The sequence below is a fragment of the Streptomyces sp. NBC_00989 genome, assembly GCF_045162655.1.
Taxonomy (GTDB): domain Bacteria; phylum Actinomycetota; class Actinomycetes; order Streptomycetales; family Streptomycetaceae; genus Streptomyces.
Genome location: NZ_CP108728.1, coordinates 4,416,025 through 4,432,777 on the forward strand (window position 1 = coordinate 4,416,025; position 16,753 = coordinate 4,432,777).

Sequence of the window (16,753 nt, forward strand, 5' to 3'; positions counted from 1 at the left end):
TGAAAAAGTCCGGCGTAGCCCGTAGGGGAGTGCCCTGCGGAGTCTCACTCAGACCCCCTTGGGCCAGGAGCAGCATGATCTCCCCAATCCGACCCGCGGTCCCGCTCGAGGTGACCGACGAGAGCCTCGAGAAGTCGATCACTTCTCCCGACTCGAAGGGCAACGAGAGCCGGTCCCCGGGTCAGCTCGCGTGGCGCCGTTTCAAACGGGACCGTACGGGCGTCATATCGGCGATCATCGTGATCTTCTTCTTCGCGATCGCGCTGGCCGCGCCGCTGATATCCAAGCTCTACGGGAAAGATCCGTACACGACGTACGCGAGCCAGGACCCGGGTCTGCTCGACGCCTTCTCGTACCCGGCGGGTCCCAACGGCGGGATGAGCTCGCAGTTCTGGTTCGGCATCGAGCCGCAGCTGGGCCGCGACGTCTTCACCTTCCTGCTCTACGGCATCCGGACCTCGCTCGGCATCGCCCTGGCCGCCACCCTCATCACCACCGCCCTCGGCGTCGTGGTCGGCGTGGCCGCGGGCTACGTGGGCGGCAGGACGGACTACATCGTCGGCCGGATCATCGACATCGTGCTGTCGATCCCCTCGACGCTGTTCATCATCGCCTTCATGCCGGTGGTGTTCGGACTGTTCGTCGCCGCCGACGACAACATCCCCACCTGGCTGCGGGCCACCACGCTCATCATCATGATGTCCTTCTTCGGCTGGGCGTCGATCGCCCGTCTGCTGCGCGGCCAGGTACTCGGCCTGCGCGAGCGGGAGTTCGTCGAATCCGCCAAGGTGACCGGGGCGTCACCGGCGCGCATCGTGTTCAAGGAACTGCTGCCCAACCTGTGGACCCCGATCCTCATCCAGTCCACCCTCATGCTCCCGGCCTACGTGACCGCTGAGGCGGGCTTCGCCTTCCTCGGCGTCGGCATGATCGACCCGACTCCCGACTGGGGCGTCATGATCCAGCGGGGCGCCCAGTTCTACACCCAGGACTTCACCTTCATGCTCTTCCCGGGCCTGGCCATGGTGATCTTCGTCCTGGCGTTCAACCTGCTCGGCGACTCGGCGCGCGACGCGCTCGACCCGAAGTCCAAGCGCTGACCCATCCCTCATCTCCGGCCCGGTCAAAGTCGTCCGGCTGGTCCCGTCCCACCCGTAAGGCAGGGCTACTGTGTCTTTTTCCCGTAGAAACTTCATGATCGCCACCGGTGTGGTGGCCGCGTCGAGCTCGGTGCTGACCGCCTGTGGCGGCGGCAACTCGACCTCGAACAGCAAGGTCCCCTCGGTCAGCAAGGCCAAGCAGAGCAAGATCGAGGTCGGCACGAAGGCCGACTCGACCGGCCCGGCTCCCGAGGTCGCCGGCGCGGTCAAGGGCGGGACGATCTACGGGCTCGACCAGTTCGACATGGACCACCTCGACCCGGCCCAGATCTACGTCTCCACCGAGATCCTCATCACCACGCCGATCATGCGCGGCCTGACCGGCTACAAGCTCGACTCCAAGGGCGGCGCCACCCTGGTCGGCGACGTGGCCACGGACGCGGGCACGGCCAAGGACGGCGGCAAGACCTGGTCGTTCACCATCAAGGACGGCATCAAGTGGGAGGACGGCTCCGACCTCTCCATGGACGACGTCCGCCACACCTTCGAGCGGCTCTTCGCCTCCTTCGTCACCGAGGGCCCGCGCTACGTCCAGCAGTTCCTGGTGGGCGGCGACAAGTACACGGGCCCCTATGGGGGCAAGAACCTCGACTCCATCGAGATCGACGGCAAGACCGTCACCTTCCGCCTCAACGAGGCCCGCGGTGACTTCAACTTCACGCTGGCCGAGCGGGCGTACTCCTTCGTGAAGAAGTCGAAGGACACCAAGGAGAAGTACGACAAGCAGCCGTTCTCCTGCGGCCCGTACAAGATCTCCTCCCGTGACGTCGGCAAGTCGCTGACGTACACCCGCAACGAGCACTGGGACGCGGCGACGGACCCGATCCGCAACGCCTACCCGGACAAGTACCTCTTCCAGTTCGGCTTCGAGCTGCTGGCGTCGACCGACCGCTACATCGCGGACAAGGGCAACGACCAGTACACGATGTCGATCTTCAACGAGGTCGCCCCCGAGCGGATAGCCACGGTCCTCACCAACGCGAAGCTCAAGCAGCGGGTGCTCACCGCGGTCGACACGGTCACCTACTACTGGCCGATCAACACCACCCGGATCACGGACGTCAAGGTCCGCCAGGCCATCAACTACGCCTGGCCGAACCAGCAGTTGCAGACCATCCGCGGTGGCGCGTCCACCAGCGAGATCGCGACCACCATCTTCAGCCCGGTGACGCCCGGTTACACGGACTTCGACCTGTACGGCAAGACCACGAAGCCCGGCGGCGACCCGGTCAAGGCCAAGGCCCTCCTCAAGGAGGCCGGCAAGGTCGGACAGAAGCTGGTCATCGCCTACCAGACGTCGGACAACGCGGTGAAGCAGGCCGTCGCGATCAAGAACGCGCTGGAGGCGGCCGGCTTCACGGTCGTCAACAAGCAGATCGACAAGTCGACCTTCTACACCCAGATCGGCAAGATCGACAACACGTACGACCTGTTCGCGGCCGGCTGGAGCCCGGACTGGCCGGGCGGCTACTCGGTCTTCTACCCCTGCTGGGACGGCGAGAACATCGGCGACGGCCGCAGCAACTACGCCCAGCTGAAGAACGCGAGCGTCGACAAGGCCATCGCGGCCGCCTCCCTGATCACCGACTCGGACGCGGCCAACAAGGCCTGGGGCGCCATCGACAAGCAGGTCATGGAACTCGCGGCCTGTGTCCCGGACTACCACGCCATCCGCAACTGGATGCACGGCTCGAAGGTCGGCGGCTTCGTCTACGACGCCGGGAACACCGGCATCGCGCTCACGAGGCTCTACGCCAAGGCGTAGGCACCACACGGCACCAGGGGGCGGCCTCACCGGGCCGCCCCCCACCGGCCCCACACCCCTCACGCCCCGGCAACGGCGCCTCGCCCGGAGAGTCCTGACCCCATGTTCCGCTTCCTTGTCCGCCGTACGATCGGCGCGCTGGTCATTCTGCTGATCATCAGCGCCATCACCTTCTGGCTCTTCTACGCCGTCCCGCGTGACCCGGCCATGATGTCCTGCGGCAAGAACTGCACGCCGGCCTCGCTCGCGCAGATCCGGCACAACCTGGGCATCGACCACCCGATCCCGGTCCAGTACTGGGACTGGCTGAAGGCCATCTTCGTCGGGCGTGACTACAGCGGCTTCGGACACTGCAACGCTCCGTGCCTTGGCTACTCGTTCGCCAACAACGAGCCCGTCTTCGGCACGATCATGGACCGGCTGCCGCTGACCCTCTCGCTGGCCTTCGGCTCGGCCGTCATCTTCCTGACCTTCGGTGTCGGCACGGGCATGATCGCCGCGCTGAAGCAGGGCAAGTTCCTGGACAAGTTCGCGACCTCGGCGTCGCTGCTCGGCTCCTCGCTCCAGATCTACTTCGTCGGCTACATCGCGCTGTACTTCCTGGTCTTCAAGGCGGGCATCCTCGACCAGCCCTCGTACACGCCGCTGACCGAGAACCCCGTCTCCTGGTTCTCCGGCCTGCTCCTGCCGTGGATCGTGCTGTCGATCATCTTCACCGCCAACTACACCCGCATGGCCCGCTCCCAGCTCGTCGAGCAGCTCACCGAGGACTACGTCCGCACCGCCCGTGCCAAGGGCCTCTCGCGCGCGAACGTGTTCCTGCGCTTCGCCTGGCGCGGCGCCATGGGCCCGATCGTCACCGTGTTCGGCATCGACCTGGGCACGCTGATCGGCGGCGCGATCATCACCGAGCAGGTCTTCAGCCTCCAGGGCATCGGCCGGCTCGCGGTGACCTCCGTCAACCAGAGCGACCTGCCGATGCTGCTCGGCGTCACCGTGCTGGCGGCCGCCGCGATCGTCTTCTTCAACATCATCGTCGACGCCGCCTACGCCTTCATCGACCCGCGGATCCGGCTCGCCTGACCCTCCGCCCGTACCCCCTACCCCCCGCATCGCCCCCAGGAGCGTCTCCGTGACGAGCACCGATCAGCAGCCCTTCCTCTCCGTCAGGGATCTCAAAGTCCACTTCTCCACCGAGGACGGCATCGTCAAGGCCGTCGACGGGCTCTCCTTCGACCTCGCCAAGGGCAGGACGCTCGGCATCGTCGGTGAGTCGGGCTCCGGCAAGTCCGTCACCAACCTGACGATCCTGGGCCTCCACGACCGCGACCGTACGGCGATCGAGGGCGAGATCCTGCTCGACGGCAAGGAGCTGCTCACCGCCTCCGAACGGGAGCTGGAGCGGCTCCGCGGCAACAAGATGTCCATGATCTTCCAGGACGCGCTGGCCTCGCTGTCGCCGTACCACACGGTCGGCAAGCAGATCAGCGAGGTGTACCGCAAGCACACCGGCGCCTCCAAGAAGGAGTCCCGCGAGCGGGCGATCGAGATGCTGAAGCGGGTCGGGATCCCCCAGCCCGAGGTCCGGGTGGACGACTACCCGCACCTGTTCTCGGGGGGTATGCGCCAGCGCGCGATGATCGCCATGGCGCTGGTCTGCGACCCCGAGCTGCTGATCGCGGACGAGCCGACGACGGCCCTCGACGTGACGGTCCAGGCCCAGATCATGGACCTGCTGAAGGACCTCCAGCAGGAGTTCGGCACCGCCATCGTGTTCATCACCCACGACCTCGGTGTCATCGCCGACATCGCGGACGACGTCCTGGTGATGTACGGCGGCCGGTGCGTGGAGCGCGGCACCAAGAAGGAGGTGCTGACGGACCCGCAGCACCCCTACACGCTCGGTCTGCTCAGCTCCATGCCGAGCCTCGAAGGACCGGTCGACGTACCGCTGATGCCCATCCCGGGCTCGCCGCCCTCGCTGCTCAACCCGCCGTCCGGCTGCCGCTTCCACCCGCGCTGCACCTTCGCCGAGAAGGTCGAGGGCGGACGGTGCTCCAGCGAGCGGCCCGTGCTGGAGGTGGTCGACGGCCGGGGCTCCGCCTGCCACCTCACCACCGCGCAGCGCCAGGAACTCTTCGCCGACCTTCTCGCCGTAGCCCAGCACAACTGACGTACTAGAAACGGGACTTCCCATCATGAGCGACACGAACCCCCTCCTGGACGTCAGCGGGCTGACCAAACACTTCCCGATCAAGGGCGGCTTCCCGATCCGGCGTACGGTCGGTGCCGTCCAGGCGGTCGACGGGCTGGACTTCCAGGTCGGCGAGGGCGAGAGCCTGGGCCTGGTCGGCGAGTCGGGCTGCGGCAAGTCGACGACGGGCCGCCTGATCACCCGGCTCCTGGAGCCGACCGGCGGCACGGTCCGCTACCGCGGCCAGGACATCACCCACGCCAGCCGGAAACAGCTGGCGCCGATCCGGTCCGAGATCCAGATGATCTTCCAGGACCCGTACGCCTCGCTGAACCCGCGGCAGACGGTCGGCAAGATCGTGTCGGGCCCCATGGAGATCAACGACATCAGCCCGGCCGGCGGCCGCGAGGCCCGCGTCCGTGAGCTGTTGGAGATCGTCGGCCTCAACCCCGAGCACTACAACCGCTTCCCGCACGAGTTCTCCGGCGGCCAGCGCCAACGCATCGGCGTGGCAAGGGCGTTGGCCCTCGAACCGAAGCTGATCGTCGCGGACGAGCCGGTCTCCGCCCTGGACGTGTCGATCCAGGCGCAGGTCGTGAACCTGCTCCAGAAGGTCCAGAAGGAACTCGGCATCGCGTTCCTGTTCATCGCCCACGACCTGGCGATCGTCCGGCACTTCTCACAGCGGGTCGCGGTGATGTACCTCGGCAAGATCGTGGAGATCGCCGACCGCGACGACCTGTACGGCAACCCGCGTCACCCCTACACGCGAGCCCTGTTGTCCGCCGTGCCCGAGGCCACGGTGGACGAGACGCCCGCCCGGGACCGCATCCGGCTGGTCGGTGACGTGCCGTCGCCGATCAACCCGCCCACCGGCTGCCGCTTCCGCACCCGCTGCTGGAAGGCGACGGAGAAGTGCGCGACGGATGCTCCGCCGCTGGTGCAGGTCGAGGGCAACAAGCCGGGCCACCTGACCGCATGCCACTACCCCGAGACGGCGGACACCGTTCCGGCACCCCGTCTCTCCAAGGACCCCGAGGCGGCGGCCTGACACACCCCTTTAGTCAGCCGCCCCCTTCAGGAACGGACTTTCACCGGCCCATTGACCCGAGCCCATGACCGTCCGGTTCCAGGGGATGAAGGCCCGCGCCCACCCAGGCGCGGGCCTTCGCCGTCCCCTTCTCCCGTGCCACACTGCCGCAGTGGTCGATCGCTCGTTCGCGGATCCCTCGCTCGCCGCGCTGTACGACACCCTCAACCCGTGGGGGCCCGGTGACGACTTCTGTCTCGGGCTGGTCAGGTGCGCCGACTCCGTGCTCGATGTCGGGTGCGGTACCGGGCGGTTGCTCGGGCGGGCCCTGCGGGAGGGGCATCGAGGGCGGCTCATGGGGATCGATCCCGCCGCCGCCATGCTTGCGCTGGCGCGGGCCCGTGAACCCGGCGTCGAGTGGGTGCTCGGGGATCTGCGGGCGCGGGAGTGGCACGGCGAGTTCGAACTCGCCGTCATGACCGGGCACGCCTTCCAAGTACTGCTCGGCGACGAGGAGTTGCGCCTCGCCCTGAATGCCGTGCACGCCGCTCTCGTGCCGGGCGGGCGGTTCGTGTTCGAGACGCGGAATCCGGGGGCCCGGGCCTGGGAGAGGTGGACGCCGGATCGGGTGCGGGAGCTTCCCGACGGGCAAGGCGGGGTCGTACGCGTGTGGCACGAGGTCGAGTCCGTGGCACCTGGCGGCGACCGGGTCACGTTCACCGAGACCTTCGACGGCGCTCGGTGGGAACGGCCGCAGGTCGACCGGACCACCCTACGATTCCTCGGCACCGGCACTCTGGACGGCTTCCTCGGCGAGGCGGGGTTCGCTGTCGTCGAGCGGTACGGCGACTGGGAGCGGGGGCCGTTGACCCCTGACTGCCCCGAAATCATCACCGTGGCCGAAGCCGTGGGTCACCAATTCGCCTAGGGCGCCTTCGAGTTGTCGTGGGGCCACACGCTTCTTGGCCGGTGTCGGGCCGCGGAAGCCCGACACCGGCCAAGAAGCGGACGGTCCGACGGTCACGTCTCCGCGCCGTCGGGCCGGCCGGTTCCTACTCGTCCAGCGACTCCTCCAGCGCGACCAACGCCGGGTCCAGGACGATGTCCTCGTCCCGTGCCTCGATCGTCGGCTCCTCCGGGAAGTGGCAGGCCGTCAGGTGGGCGGGGCGGTTGCCCTCGATCTGGATCAGGGGCGGTTCCTCGGTCGCGCACTTGTCCTGCGCCTTCCAGCAGCGGGTGCGGAAGCGGCAGCCGGTGGGCGGGTTGATCGGCGACGGTACGTCGCCCGCGAGGCGGATGCGTTCGCGGCCGGCCGTTTCGTTGTCGCTGAGGTTCACCTCGGGCACCGCGGACAACAGCGCGTGGGTGTACGGGTGCCGGGGGCGGGTGTAGATGGAGTCGCGGTCGCCCACCTCGATGATCTTGCCGAGGTACATGACCGCCACGCGGTGCGAGAAGTGCCGTACGACCGCGAGGTCGTGGGCGATGAACAGGAACGCGATGCCGAGTTCCTTCTGGACCTTCTGGAGGAGGTTCACCACCTGGGCCTGGATCGAGACGTCCAGGGCGGAGACCGGTTCGTCCGCGACGATCAGCTTCGGTTCCAGGGCCAACGCCCTTGCCACGCCGATGCGTTGACGCTGGCCGCCGGAGAACTCATGCGGGAAGCGGTTGTAGTGCTCGGGGTTGAGACCGACGATCTCCAACAGCTCACGGACGCGGGCCTCGCGGCCACCGGCCGGGTTGATGTCGTTGATCTCCATCGGGCCCGAGATGATCTTGCCGACCGTCTGCCGCGGGTTCAGCGACGAGTACGGGTCCTGGAAGATCATCTGGATCTCGGACCGGATCGGCGCCAGCTGTTTCCGGCTGGCGTGGGTGATGTCCTGGCCGCGGTAGGAGATCTTGCCCGCCGTCGGCTCCAGCAGACGGGTGATCAGGCGGCCCGTCGTCGACTTGCCGCAGCCCGACTCGCCGACCAGGCCGAAGCTCTCCCCCACGTGCACGGTCAGGTCGATGCCGTCGACGGCCTGGACGGCGCCGACGGTACGGCGGACCGGGAAGCCGCCCTTCACCGGGAAGTGTTTGGTCAGGCCCTCCACCACCAGCAACGGGTCGCCGGAGGCTTCCGGTACCGCGTCGCGCGGGGCGGGCAGGACGAGGTCCTCTGTCATGACGTCTCCTCCTAGCCCAGTCGGGGCTTGATCTCTTCGATGAAGATGCTGCGTTTCTCGTCCGCCGTGAGGTGGCATGCCGAGGCGCGGTCGGGGGCGAGCAGTGGGCGTTCGGTGGCACAGCGGGTGCCACCGACCCGGTCCTGGAAGGTACAGCGGGGGTGGAAGCGGCAGCCCGTCGGCGGGTTGAGGAGCGAGGGCGGGGCGCCGGGGATCGGGTCCAGGGGCGCGCTCAGGTCCGAGTCCAGGCGCGGCATGGAGTTCAACAGGCCCCAGGTGTAGGGGTGTTGGGGTGAGCGGAGGACCTCGTTCGTCGTGCCGCGCTCCACCGCGTTGCCCGCGTACATCACCATGATGTCGTCGGCCATGTCGGCGATCACGCCGAGGTCGTGCGTGATGAAGACGATCCCGGAGCCGAACTCCTGCTGGAGGTCCTTCAGGAGGTCGAGGATCTGGGCCTGGACCGTCACGTCGAGGGCCGTCGTCGGCTCATCGGCGATCAGCAGGTCCGGGTCGCAGACCAGCGCCATGGCGATCATCGCGCGCTGGCGCATACCGCCGGAGAACTGGTGCGGGTAGTCGTGCGCCCGTTCCTTCGGGTTGGGGATGCCGACCTTGCCGAGCATCTCCACCGCCCGCGCCCAGGCGACCTTCTTCGAGGCGCCCAGGTGCTTCATGTACGGCTCGGCGATCTGGCGGCCCACCGTGTAGTACGGGGAGAGGGCGGTCAGCGGGTCCTGGAAGATCATGGCGACCTTGTTGCCGCGCAGTTTCTCCATCTCGGGCTCGCGGGCCGTGGTCAACTCCTGGCCGTCCAGGAGGATTTCGCCCTCGACGGTGGTGAACATCGGGTTGTGCAGGCCGAGGATCGTCAGGTTGGTGACCGACTTGCCGGAGCCCGACTCCCCCACGATGCCCAGTGTCTTGCCGCGTTGGACGTCGAAGGAGAGACCGTCGACGGCGCCCACGACGCCGTCCTCGGTCTTGAAGCTGACGTGCAGGTCCCGCACCGAGAGAAGCGCACCCGCGTCGGCCGGCGAGGGAGCTCCGGCTTCCTTGGTCAATGTGGTCACGAGTGCTCCTAGGCCAGCCGCACGCGCGGGTCGATGAAGGCGTAGCAGGCGTCGACGATGATGTTGAAGAGAAGGATCATGGTGGCGGAGAAGATCATCACGCCCAGCAGCAGCGGCAGGTCGCTGAAGAACACCGCCTGGACCGCGAGGTTGCCGAGGCCCGGCAGGCTGAAGGTGTACTCGGTGATGATGGCGCCGCCGAGCAGTGCGCCCAGGTCGATGCCGAAGATGGTGACGATGGGGATCAGCGAACCGCGCCAGGCGTAGCGGAAGAAGACGTATCTGCGGGACATGCCCTTCGCCTTGGCGGTGCGGACGTGTTCCTCCTGGAGCTGTTCGATCATCGCCGAGCGCGCCATACGGGTGTACTGCGCGGCGAAGATCGTGGACAGCACCACCCAGGGGATGATCAGCCCGGTGAACCAACTGACCGGGTTCGCGGTGAAGTTGTTGTACGCCGGCTTGTCGAAGATGTGGGTCTGGTAGACGAGCAGTGCCAGTGCCAGTGGGCCCAGGAAGTAGATCTGCATCGAACTGAGCACCATCGCCCCGGCCGTGGCCGTCTTGTCGATGATCGTGCCGCGCTTCCAGGCGGCGAGCAGTCCGGTGCCGAGGCCGATGAGCAGGAAGAAGAAGGCGCCGCCGAGGGTGAGCGAGATGGTGGTGGGCAGCCGGTCGATCAGCGTGGCCCAGACCTGGTCGTTGGTGTGGTATGAGTACCCGAAGCACGGGGCGGGGCAAGGGCCTTGGGCAAAGCCGTTGCTGCCCATGACGAGGTTCTTCAGGAAGATCCCGTACTGCGTGCTGATCGGCTTGTCGAGGCCGAGCACATGGTGGATGTTCGCGAGGCTGGTCGGGTTGCACGTCTTGCCGCACATCAGCAGGCCCGGGTCGCGTGGCATCCCGAAGAACAGCAGGAACGTGACGATGCTCAGCAGGAAGAGGATGACGACGGCGCCGAGGGTCCGGCGGACGAGGAAGCGCAGCATGACAGGGGCAGCTCTCTGACGTCGGCGTGCCGCCCGGCACCCGGTGCGTCGCCCCGAGGGGCGCGAGCACCGGGTGCCGGACGGACGGCGGTTACTTGACGAACAGGCGACGCGGGTCGACGCCACCGATGACGTCGTCGTAGACGAGGCCGCCGACCTTGGAACCGGCGATCTGAGTCTGCTTGTAGTACGCGGTCGGGACGAAGGCGACGACGTCCTTCACCAGGTACTCGTCGATCTTCTCCCAGGCGGCCGCGGCCTTGACCGGGTCGGTGATCTTGTTCGCCGCGTCGATGTCGGCGTTCACCTTGGGGTCGTTGACCTGCGGGTAGTTCTGCGCACCGTCGGCGATCCCGCGTCCGTCGTACAGCGGCGGGATGACGGTCGACGCGGACGGCCAGTCGGCACCCCACGCGGTGTGGAAGATGTCGTAGTTGTTGTCCAGCTTGGAGATCTGGTCGTAGTAGGTCTCGGCCGGGATCTCCTGGCGCTGGACGTTGAAGCCGGCCTTCTTCAGACCCGCCGCCATGGCGGTCGAGTACTGCTGGCCCTCGGGGGTGTTGGTGTAGCCGAAGGTCAGCTTCATGTTGAGCTTGCCGGCCTTCTTCAGCAGCGCCTTGGCCTTCACCGGGTCACCGGCGGGCTGCTTCTTCTTGCCCCACGGGTCGAACGCGGCGTTGTAGCCGGAGACGGTCGGGCTGAGCGTGCCGCCGGCGACCTCCATCGCGTCGGTGCCACCGAAGGCACGGATGAACGGCGTGATGGGCAGCGCGTAGGCGATGGCCTCACGGACCGTCTTGTCCTTCATGGACGCGTGGCTCATGTTGATGTTCATCTGTCCCACGTACGGCTGGTAGCCGGAGATCGTGCGGGACTTCATCTTCGGGTCCTTGAGCACGCTGGACAGGTTGCCCGCGTCGACCTGGTTGCTGAAGCTGACTCCGGCCTGGTCCGCGCCGCTGTCCGCGAGGAGCGCCTTCGTCGACGTCTCGAACTGCTGGTTGAACGTGAAGTTGAACTGGTCCACGTACTGGTGACGGATCGGGTCCGTCTTCGGGTCCCAGTTGGTGTTCTTCACGAGCACCATCGACTTGCCGGACTTGAACGACTGGATCTTGTACGGACCGGTCACCACCGGGGTCTTGTCGTACTTCGCCTGGGTGTCACCCTTGGCGGACACGATCGAGTAGCCGGCCATGGCGAGCGCGTACGGCAGGTCCGAGTGCGGTGTCTTGAAGTGGAAGATGATGGTCTTGGCGTCCGGGGTCTCCAGGACGCTGCTCGGAAGGTGCTTGCCCTTGTAGGGGCCGTCCGGCAGCAGCTTGCGGTAGTCGGCGCCGGAGGCGTCGGCCAGCCACTGCTGGAGGTACGACGGGCCCTGGTTGATGAAGGGCGCGAAGAGCCGCTCGACGGTCTGGCGTATGTCCGTGGACGTGATCGGCGTTCCGTCCTGGAACTTGATGCCGTCCTTGAGCGTGTACTTCCAGGTCTTGCCGCCGTCCGTGGTGGTACCGGAGTCGGTGGCGAGGTCGCCGACGACCTCGTGCGACTTGCCGTCGGTGCTGGTCGACTTGTAGCCGGTCAGACCCCGGTGGATCAGCTGCGACAGGGCCATCTCGTCGGAGACGTAGATCTGGCCCGGGTCGAGGTGGGCGAAGCTGTCACGCTGGAGAACCTCCATCGTGCCGCCCGTCTTGGCGCCGGCCACGGCCGCGGCCGGTCCGGTGGAGTCCGCGGCGTCGCCGAACTTGATCGACTTCTGCTGTCTTGCCGCGTTCTCCTTGTCCTTCTTGTTGTTGTCGCTCGCGTCGCTGCCGCCCTTGCTGCAACCGGTGAGCACAAGAGCCCCGGCCGCGAGCACGGAGAGCGCGGCGTATACGTGGCGTCCGCCCCTACTCATCACTCAGTTTCCACCCATCTGTGTGTCACCAGTGCACAAAGGAATTCCCGTGCTGGATCGCCGTGCTGGATTGCTGTGCTGTGTTGCCGTGCGGTATCCGGGCGAGGACGCCCACCAACGGACGGTCAGCGCGCCGTCTTGGGATCGAAGGCGTCCCTGACCGAGTCCCCGAGCAGGTTGAAGGCCACGATGAAGATGATCATCGAGACACCCGGGAAGAACATGTAGGTGATGTCGTTCGACATCACGAGTTCGGTGGACGCCTTGGAGAACATCTGTCCCCAGTCCGGCGTCGGTTCGACGATGCCCACGCCCAGGTAGGACAGGCCTGCCTCGGCGGTCACGAAGCCGGGAAGCATGTACGTGGACTGCACGAGGATCGGCGTGACCACGTTCGGCAGGATCTCTCTGCTGATGATCCGCCAGGACGAGGCTCCGCTGACCCGGGCCGCCTCGATGAACTCCCGTTCGCGCAGCGCCAGACTGGTGCCGCGCAGGATCCGGGCCAGGCTCATCCAGCCCAGGAACCACTGCACCGCGATGAGCGCCACGACACGGACGTAGGTCGGCGTCTCGTCGGTCGGGCTCACGAAGAGCGACACGACAACCGGCATGCTCGCGATGAAGAACAGCTGGGCGGGGAAGGCCAGCAGGAAGTCGATGACCCGGCTGATGAAGTAGTCGGACTTGCCGCCGAGGAAGCCGGCCGCGACGCCGAGCAGGATGCCCGTGAGGACGGTCGCGACCGTCACGCAGACGGAGATCATCAGCGAGGTGCGGATGCCGTAGAGGAGCTTGGTGAACACGTCGTAGCCGTTGCCCGGTTCGAGGCCGAACCAGAACTGGCTGCTGATCCCGCCGTTGGGCTGCAGCGGGACGCCCGCGCTGTCGAAGAGCTCGGGGCGTTCGTCCGCGTACACGGTGTACGGGTCCTTGCCGTACAGCTTGGAGATCAGCGGTGCGAGGAGTCCGACGAGGAAGAAGAAGACCACGACGTACGCCGAGAGGACGCCGGTGCGGTCGCGCTTGAAGCGGATCCACATCAGCTGGCCGGGCGACCGGCCCTCAAGTTTCTTGGCCTCGGGTTCCGCCTGCGGCCCCGGTTCGCCGTCGACGACGACCGAGGTTCCGCCGTCCTCAATGTCGATAGGACTTGTCACTGTTCGCCCATTTCACAGGTGTGGGTGTGCCGAGCGGGCGACCGCAGCAGGATGTGCGCGATCACCGGTCGGAGCTAGGAGAGAGGTACGGAGCGTCCCGGTGCGGCGGGAGATCCCGCAGCCGGACGCGCGTAGTTGAACGGCGGCACTGAACCGCCGGCCGACTCCTTCAGAGCCAATCTCCGTATGGGCGGCCGAAGTTGCGACTGACGGACGGCGTGTCCCACCTGGCGTTCGTGACACCACGCATGGGGCTCCTCCTCATGACTCCACGTGTTCACCAACAGGAGGGGGTTCACGTCTTTCCCCCGCCACCCCTGGCGGAGGGTCAGACACCCCCTGGTGCTCGCGAGTCGGCGCCGTCCCCACGGCGCGATGACCCATTGACCCGAGCGCTACGCGGCTAACTATCTGCCATGGGCCAGGTGCCGACCACAGTCTTTAAATCTCAGTTCAGTCACAGCTTGCGTGCACATCTTCCAAAATCCGGACAAAGGGTTTGGCGGAACATCCCTGCGAAACGGACTTGTTACACACCTATCGAGCACCGTCGTCCGGATAACGGACAGTCAGGAGAAGAAAACCACTTGCGTCCGGCGTGCGGAGAGGAACCTCGACGACACCAACCGGGAGAGCGGCGGACCCGTGGAACGACGGTCCGCATTCGGACGACTATATCGAGACAGGGTCACGGGCACAGGACCCGGGAACTCCAGGGCACGATCGTAGGGAAAACCCTGCACCGGCACCCTGCGCACCGGTTGCGCGCTGTCACCGCCACTGCCCCGATCGCGCTCCGGACACACGACTTGCTCGGCACCGCCTTGCACCGGATCGCGCCGTCCGCGTTGATCGAGTAGATCTCGTGCTGCTCGGCGTGCGTGATACCCCACGGCTTCTTGACGAGGGCCCACGTCACGGTCGTCCTGCCCCGCTCACAGATGACCACGGCCGCACTGGCGGACGCGACCGGACCGACCACGAGACGGGATGCGCACCACCCGTCGCGGCCGCTGTGGCCGCCAGCTTCCTGTTCATCTGTACTCCCCGTTTCCCGCCGCTCGTACCTTGTGCAAACGCTGTGAGCGAAGCCTCCAAGCGGTGCCCGGTCACGGCTTTCCTCGCCGGGGCCGGGCCGGCGGTCACCGAGCGGTGCGGCGACGGGGACCGCGGGAACGGACTGAGCCCGGGCACCCCCAACAGCGGGGTGCCCGGGCTCAGTTGGCCGGTATCAGAGGCTCAGGCGGCCTGAGACCGTATGCGTCACGCGTGCTTGGCGCGGCTCGCGGAGCGGCCGCGCTCCTTCTGGTCGAGGACGACCTTGCGGATACGGACGGACTCCGGGGTCACCTCGACGCACTCGTCGTCGCGGCAGAACTCCAGGGACTGCTCCAGGGAGAGCTTGCGCGGCGGCACGATCGCCTCGAAGGAGTCGGCGGCGGCCGACCGCATGTTGGTGAGCTTCTTCTCCTTGGTGATGTTCACGTCCATGTCGTCGGCGCGCGAGTTCTCGCCGACGATCATGCCCTCGTACACCTCGGTGCCGGGGTCGGTGAACAGCACACCGCGCTCCTGGAGGTTCGTCATCGCGAACGCGGTGACGGCACCGGCGCGGTCGGCGACCAGCGAACCGTTGTTACGGGTCGTCAGCACACCGAACCACGGCTCGTGGCCCTCGTGGATGGAGTGGGCGATGCCCGTGCCGCGCGTCCCGGTCAGGAACTCGGTACGGAAGCCGATGAGACCGCGGGACGGGACGACGAACTCCAGGCGGACCCAACCCGAGCCGTGGTTGGACATGTTGTCCATCCGGCCCTTGCGGACGCCCATGAGCTGCGTGACCGCGCCCATGTGCTCCTCGGGCACGTCGATCGTCATGCGCTCGACCGGCTCGTGCACCTTGCCGTCGATGATCTGCGTGACGACCTGCGGCTTGCCGATGGTCAGCTCGAAGCCCTCACGGCGCATCTGCTCGACCAGGATGGCCAGCGCCAGCTCACCGCGGCCCTGCACCTCCCAGGCGTCGGGACGCTCGGTGTCGAGCACGCGCAGCGAGACGTTACCGATCAGCTCGCGGTCCAGGCGGTCCTTGACCTGACGGGCGGTCACCTTGCGGTCCTTGACGGCCGCCTTCGCGGAGGCGCCCTTGCCGGTGCCGCCGCGGCCGACCAGCGGCGAGGTGTTCGTACCGATGGTCATGGAGATCGCCGGCTCGTCGACCGTGATGAGCGGCAGCGCAATCGGGTTCTCGGGGTCGGCGAGGGTCTCGCCGATCATGATGTCCGGGATACCGGCGACGGCGCAGATGTCACCGGGGCCCGCCATCTCGGCCGGCTTGCGGGTGAGCGCCTCGGTCATCAGCAGCTCGGTGATGCGCACGTTGGACATCGTGCCGTCGCGCTTGATCCACGTGACGGTCTGGCCCTTGCGCAGCTCGCCCTGCTCGACGCGGAGCAGCGCGATACGGCCGAGGAAGTTGTCGGCGTCCAGGTTGGTGACGTGCGCCTGGAGGGGGGCGGCCTCGTCGAACTCGGGGGCCGGGACGTGCGACAGGATCGTGGAGAAGAACGGCTCCAGGCTGTCGCTGTCCTGCGGGACCGTGCCGTTCTCCGGCTTGGTCAGCGAGGCCACACCGTCACGCGCACACGCGTAGACGATGGGGAACTCGATCTGCTCCTCGTCCGCGTCCAGGTCCAGGAACAGGTCGTAGGTCTCGTTGACGACCTCGTCGATCCGGGAGTCCGGGCGGTCCGTCTTGTTGATGCACAGGATGACGGGCAGGCGCTGCTGGAGCGCCTTGCGCAGCACGAAGCGGGTCTGGGGCAGCGGGCCCTCGGACGCGTCGACGAGCAGCACCACCGCGTCCACCATCGACAGACCGCGCTCGACCTCGCCACCGAAGTCGGCGTGGCCCGGGGTGTCGATGATGTTGATGGTGATGACGTCGCCGCCATCCTTCGGGTGGTACTTCACGGCCGTGTTCTTGGCCAGGATCGTGATGCCCTTCTCACGCTCCAGATCGTTCGAGTCCATCATTCGGTCGTCGAGCGATTCGGCGGCGTGCGCGGCGAAGGCACCGGCCTGCTTCAGCATGGCGTCGACGAGGGTCGTCTTCCCGTGGTCGACGTGGGCGACGATGGCGACGTTGCGGATGTCGTGGCGCGTGGCCATATTGCGGCGAACTCCCGGAGAGTGAGGAAGGCCTGCGCGTACGTCTGTGTTACGCGGACCCTGCCGGGCTGGACACGCCACGGCCTTACCCCATCGTACGTGGCGTACGGGGAAGGGGCCTCCGCAGGGCCTTACGG

12 protein-coding genes are annotated in these 16,753 nt (G+C 67.0%); 6 read left to right on the plus strand and 6 right to left on the minus strand.

Annotation, left to right across the window (positions count from 1 at the left end; genetic code table 11):
• The first annotated feature begins 74 nt into the window (after positions 1-74).
• The 6 genes from OG714_RS19030 to OG714_RS19055 all read left to right on the plus strand — a co-directional run bounded on the left by OG714_RS19030 (position 75) and on the right by OG714_RS19055 (position 7,077).
• Positions 75-1,100 carry an ABC transporter permease gene (locus OG714_RS19030; protein ID WP_406122478.1) on the plus strand — a complete coding sequence of 342 codons (1,026 nt, stop codon included), beginning with the start codon at positions 75-77 and terminating at the stop codon, positions 1,098-1,100.
• A 94-nt stretch (positions 1,101-1,194) separates the two neighbouring features.
• On the plus strand, positions 1,195-2,925 hold the full coding sequence (locus OG714_RS19035) for an ABC transporter substrate-binding protein (protein WP_406122480.1): 1,731 nt from the start codon (positions 1,195-1,197) through the stop codon (positions 2,923-2,925).
• 102 nt (positions 2,926-3,027) lie between these two features.
• Positions 3,028-4,008 (plus strand): ABC transporter permease, encoded by a 981-nt coding sequence (locus tag OG714_RS19040; RefSeq protein ID WP_406122482.1) that lies wholly within the window; start codon positions 3,028-3,030, stop codon positions 4,006-4,008.
• 49 nt (positions 4,009-4,057) lie between these two features.
• A complete protein-coding gene (locus OG714_RS19045; RefSeq protein ID WP_406122484.1) occupies positions 4,058-5,098 on the plus strand; it encodes an ABC transporter ATP-binding protein in 1,041 nt (346 codons plus the stop codon).
• A 25-nt stretch (positions 5,099-5,123) separates the two neighbouring features.
• Positions 5,124-6,170 carry an ABC transporter ATP-binding protein gene (locus OG714_RS19050; RefSeq protein WP_406122486.1) on the plus strand — a complete coding sequence of 349 codons (1,047 nt, stop codon included), beginning with the start codon at positions 5,124-5,126 and terminating at the stop codon, positions 6,168-6,170.
• Positions 6,171-6,321: 151 nt separating this feature from the next.
• Positions 6,322-7,077 carry a methyltransferase domain-containing protein gene (locus OG714_RS19055; RefSeq protein WP_406122488.1) on the plus strand — a complete coding sequence of 252 codons (756 nt, stop codon included), beginning with the start codon at positions 6,322-6,324 and terminating at the stop codon, positions 7,075-7,077.
• A gap of 124 nt (positions 7,078-7,201) precedes the next feature.
• On the opposite strand, the gene OG714_RS19060 is transcribed toward OG714_RS19055, so the two are convergent.
• From OG714_RS19060 to typA, 6 genes are all read right to left on the minus strand, one after another.
• The gene (locus OG714_RS19060; protein WP_406122490.1) at positions 7,202-8,323 is read right to left on the minus strand and encodes an ABC transporter ATP-binding protein; all 1,122 of its coding nucleotides are present in this window, start codon (positions 8,321-8,323) and stop codon (positions 7,202-7,204) included.
• A gap of 11 nt (positions 8,324-8,334) precedes the next feature.
• Entirely contained in the window at positions 8,335-9,396 is a 1,062-nt protein-coding gene (locus OG714_RS19065; protein WP_406122492.1) for an ABC transporter ATP-binding protein, read from the minus strand.
• An 8-nt stretch (positions 9,397-9,404) separates the two neighbouring features.
• On the minus strand, positions 9,405-10,385 hold the full coding sequence (locus tag OG714_RS19070) for an ABC transporter permease (RefSeq protein ID WP_406122494.1): 981 nt from the start codon (positions 10,383-10,385) through the stop codon (positions 9,405-9,407).
• Between the two features lie 91 nt (positions 10,386-10,476).
• Positions 10,477-12,285 (minus strand): ABC transporter substrate-binding protein, encoded by a 1,809-nt coding sequence (locus OG714_RS19075; protein WP_406122496.1) that lies wholly within the window; start codon positions 12,283-12,285, stop codon positions 10,477-10,479.
• Positions 12,286-12,410: 125 nt separating this feature from the next.
• Positions 12,411-13,445, minus strand: coding sequence for an ABC transporter permease (locus tag OG714_RS19080; protein WP_406122498.1), 1,035 nt, complete (start codon positions 13,443-13,445; stop codon positions 12,411-12,413).
• 1,263 nt (positions 13,446-14,708) lie between these two features.
• On the minus strand, positions 14,709-16,616 hold the full coding sequence (gene typA, locus OG714_RS19085; protein ID WP_406122500.1) for a translational GTPase TypA: 1,908 nt from the start codon (positions 16,614-16,616) through the stop codon (positions 14,709-14,711).
• Between the last annotated feature and the right edge of the window lie 137 nt (positions 16,617-16,753).

Bases quoted from the DNA above. Each gene is read 5' to 3' on its own strand.
- OG714_RS19030 (WP_406122478.1), top strand. From the start codon at position 75: ATGATCTCCCCAATCCGACCCGCGGTCCCGCTCGAGGTGACCGACGAG.
- OG714_RS19035 (WP_406122480.1), top strand. From the start codon at position 1,195: ATGATCGCCACCGGTGTGGTGGCCGCGTCGAGCTCGGTGCTGACCGCC.
- OG714_RS19040 (WP_406122482.1), top strand. From the start codon at position 3,028: ATGTTCCGCTTCCTTGTCCGCCGTACGATCGGCGCGCTGGTCATTCTG.
- OG714_RS19050 (WP_406122486.1), top strand. From the start codon at position 5,124: ATGAGCGACACGAACCCCCTCCTGGACGTCAGCGGGCTGACCAAACAC.
- OG714_RS19060 (WP_406122490.1), bottom strand. From the start codon at position 8,323: ATGACAGAGGACCTCGTCCTGCCCGCCCCGCGCGACGCGGTACCGGAA.
- OG714_RS19070 (WP_406122494.1), bottom strand. From the start codon at position 10,385: ATGCTGCGCTTCCTCGTCCGCCGGACCCTCGGCGCCGTCGTCATCCTC.
- OG714_RS19075 (WP_406122496.1), bottom strand. From the start codon at position 12,285: ATGAGTAGGGGCGGACGCCACGTATACGCCGCGCTCTCCGTGCTCGCG.
- typA (WP_406122500.1), bottom strand. From the start codon at position 16,616: ATGGCCACGCGCCACGACATCCGCAACGTCGCCATCGTCGCCCACGTC.